Annotated in this window: 1 pseudogene; it reads right to left on the bottom strand. The window is 69.8% G+C overall.

Annotated elements, in window-relative coordinates:
* Nucleotides 1–279: 279 nt before the first annotated feature.
* Nucleotides 280–430, bottom strand: a pseudogene (locus tag IF43_RS41345) (IS30 family transposase); the annotation flags it as partial.

The following is a 430-nucleotide window of genomic DNA, read 5'->3' as shown; positions in this document are numbered from 1 at the left end:
CCACCGACGGCGTCACCGCCAACGACACCGCCAACGGCGGCTCCGGCTTCGACACCTGCACCACCGACCCCGGCGACACCCGCATCAGCTGCCCCTGACGGCCCATCCGCGAAGCCGGCTCAGCGAATCAGGGAGAGTGCCGCCCTGTGGTGTGTGGGGGAGGCGCTTGACGGGGGTGGCAGGCTGGTCCGGAGGCAGGCCCGGGCCGAGGGTGGCCGAAGGCCAGGGCGAAGCCCCGAGGCGGTTTCTAGGGGTCGTTGCAACACGTGGTTGTGTGGGTCAGGCCGCGAGTAGTTTATGTAGGCGCTGGGCGGGGGTTTCCCAGTCGAGGGTTTTGCGCGGGCGGCCGTTGAGTTCGGCAGCGCCGGCGTCCAAATGCTCGCGGGTGTGGGCGGTGAGGTCGGTGCCCTTGGGGAAGTACTGCCGGATT

It is taken from the genome of Streptomyces sp. NRRL S-87, assembly GCF_000719335.1.
In the GTDB taxonomy this organism is placed as follows: domain Bacteria; phylum Actinomycetota; class Actinomycetes; order Streptomycetales; family Streptomycetaceae; genus Streptomyces.
Note: the sequence above shows the minus strand (reverse complement) of the source record. Positions and strands in the feature narration are given on the sequence as shown.